Raw genomic sequence first — 2,782 nt, 5'->3', positions numbered from 1 at the left:
AAGCCGTTCCGTCGCTATGCCGCCGGTCCGGTCTGGCGGAATGAAAAGCCGGGTCCCGGCCGGTTCCGTGAATTCTGGCAGTGCGATGCCGACACGATTGGCGCGCCGGGCTATCATGCCGATGCCGAGATGATCGCCATGGGCGCCGAAGCGCTGCGCGCGGTTGGCATGGCACCGGGCGAGTTCGTGATCCGCGTGAACACGCGCCGCTTGCTCAATGGCGTGCTTGATGGAGTCGGCGCGACAAGCGCGGACACGCGCCTCGCGATCCTGCGCGCGCTGGATAAGCTGGACCGTCTTGGCGCCGAGGGCGTCGCGGACCTGCTCGGCGCAGGCCGTATGGATGAGAGCGGGGATTATACAAAAGGGGCGGGACTCGGCGCCTCAGAAGTAACCCGCGTACTCGCCTTCGCTCAGGCGGGGGCCGACACGCGCGCTGAAACGCTGGCCAATCTCGTCAAGGCGACGGGGGATACCGAAGAGGGCAAGGCTGGCCTCGTTGAACTCGAAGCCATCGCAAAAGCACTGGAAGCGCTCGGCGCGCCGGAAGGCGATGTCGTGATCGATCCATCCGTTGTGCGCGGCCTCGAATATTATACCGGTCCTGTCTATGAGGCGGAACTGCTCCGCGAGGTGACCGGCGAAGACGGCAAGACCTATCGCATCGGCTCCATCGGAGGCGGCGGTCGCTATGATGACCTGGTTGCGCGCTTTACCGGCGAAACAGTTCCGGCCACCGGTTTCTCTATTGGCATTTCCCGTCTCGCGGCGGCGATGCAGATCATGGGCGAGACCGAAAAGCTCGATGGGCCGGTCGTCGTGCTGAATTTCGACAAGGAAGACCCGACCAGCGCCTTGCAGCTCGCAACCGAACTGCGCCGGGCTGGTATCCGGGCCGAGGCCTATATGGGTGCATCCGGCATGCGGCCGCAGATGAAATATGCTGACCGCCGGTCATCGCCTGCTGTCGTCATGGTGGGAGAGGACGAGCTGGCCAAAGGCACGGTCACGATCAAGGACCTTGAAATGGGCGCGCTCAAGGCGAAAGCCATCAAGTCCAACGAAGAATACCGGGAAGCCCGTCCAGGTCAGTTCGAAGTGCCCCGCGCCGAAATGGTCGAAGCTATTCGCAAGATCACCGAGGCCCAGAAATGACGCACGAGACTCTCGCCGCTGCAGCACGCGGCGTTTTCGAGGCAACGGGCGCCGAACCGGTAGACCCGGCCTATATCCTGCCGTCTGATATCCCGCTGGAGCTCTCCGGCGAAGCGGTGCGGGCACGTCTCTGTGTGTTCTCCGATCATCGCGGCAATGAAATGGTCATGCGGCCAGACCTCACCCTGCCGGTGGCGGGGCAGGAGGCGGACAGGCGCGCTGCGGGTGGCGACGGAGCCAAGGCCTACACTTATGCCGCGCGGGCCTTCCGACTGCCGGCCTCTGCTGGCGACCCGATGGAATTCACCCAGGTCGGCTTTGAATGGTTCGGCAAGGAAAGCGGCGCAGATGCGGACGCTGAAGCTTTTGCGCTGGTACGCGAAGCCGTTGCCGCTTGCGATGTGTCACCCACGGCGACTGAAATGGGCGACCTCTCGATTTTTCCAGCCTTTGTGGACGCGCTTGGTCTTGCGCGTATCACGACAGACCTTTTGAAGCGGGCCTTCCGGCAGGAGGGCGGGGTCAGCGAGCTGCTCGATGCTGCGCCTCAACCGCCGGCGTCAGACCTTCAGCCCGTTCTGGATGCAGGCGGCGCGAAGGCGGCGGAAGACGCATTTTTGAAAGTTCTGAGTGATCGCGGCATTCCGATGATCGGTACCCGCAGCGTTGCCGAAATCGTCGCGGGTCTGCGCGGAAAGGCGGCGGTGCATGCCGCAGGTGGTGTGCCGGAGGCGGCACGGGCAGCGCTGTCTGATCTTGCCGGTGTGAACTGCCCTGCAGGGGAGGCGGCTGACGTGCTTGCCACCATCAGTGACAAACACGGGCTCGCGGCCATATCCTCCGTAATCGAACGGGTTGCCCGCCGAATGGAGGCGATCCTGTCTGCAGTGCCGGGCGTCGCCAGCGAGGCGCGCTTCCGGTCCGGCTTCGGTCGACGGTTTACGTATTATGATGGCTTTGTCTTCGAATCGTTCGGTGAGAATTTGACCTCCCGCCAGCCGCTCGCCTCGGGCGGGCGCTATGATGGCCTGATCGAAGGCCTGTCCCGGTCCAGGGCCTCGGCGTCAGGTATTGGCGGCGTGGTCCGGCCAGATCGCATCCTGCGTGCAAAAGGAGAGGCGGCATGAGCGTTCTGTCACTTGCGATCCCCTCCAAGGGACGGTTGAAGGAGAAATCCGAGGAGTGGCTGAAAGCCCGTGGATTTGAAGTGCGCCAGATTGGTGGCGAGCGCGGCTACCAGGCGGAAATCTCGGGATTGGGCGAAGTCGATATGCGGCTTCTCTCCGCGCGCGAGATCGCACAGGGGCTGATCGATGGCAGTATCCATGCGGGCGTGACGGGTGAAGATTTGTTGCAGGACCTCGCGCCGACGGGGCCAGAGGATTTCCATGTGTTGGAACGACTCGGCTTTGGTGGTGCAGATGTGATCGTCGCCGTGCCGCAGGCCTGGATTGATGTGGACACGATGTCTGATCTGGAAGCTGCCGGGGCTGCATTCCGCAAGGCGCATCATCGCCGTCTCAGGGTAGCCACCAAATATATGCGGCTGACACGGCGCTTCTTCGCCGCCAAGTCCGTGGGTGAATATCGGCTCGTCGAAAGCGCGGGGGCAACCGAAGCAGCGCCT

The 2,782-nt window shown here is 63.4% G+C and carries 3 protein-coding genes; all 3 read left to right on the top strand.

Features of this window, described 5'->3' with window-relative positions; translation table 11 throughout:
- Positions 1-1,155: histidine--tRNA ligase (locus tag B4F73_RS13900; protein WP_290483562.1), on the top strand; the 1,155-nt coding region annotated here is incomplete at its 5' end.
- On the top strand, positions 1,152-2,282 hold the full coding sequence (locus B4F73_RS13895) for an ATP phosphoribosyltransferase regulatory subunit (RefSeq protein WP_290483561.1): 1,131 nt from the start codon (positions 1,152-1,154) through the stop codon (positions 2,280-2,282). The genes B4F73_RS13900 and B4F73_RS13895, both read left to right, overlap by 4 nt.
- Positions 2,279-2,782, top strand: a 504-nt coding sequence (gene hisG, locus B4F73_RS13890) for an ATP phosphoribosyltransferase (protein ID WP_290483560.1), incomplete at its 3' end; no start/stop codon positions are given. The genes B4F73_RS13895 and hisG, both read left to right, overlap by 4 nt.

It is taken from the genome of Hyphomonas sp. UBA3601 (assembly GCF_002375605.1).
Classification (GTDB): domain Bacteria; phylum Pseudomonadota; class Alphaproteobacteria; order Caulobacterales; family Hyphomonadaceae; genus Hyphomonas.
This window is presented reverse-complemented; position numbering and strand designations above follow the sequence as displayed.

What these genes read in the sequence shown, in the direction of transcription:
- B4F73_RS13895 (WP_290483561.1), top strand. Translation starts at nt 1,152, where the DNA reads ATGACGCACGAGACTCTCGCCGCTGCAGCACGCGGCGTTTTCGAGGCA.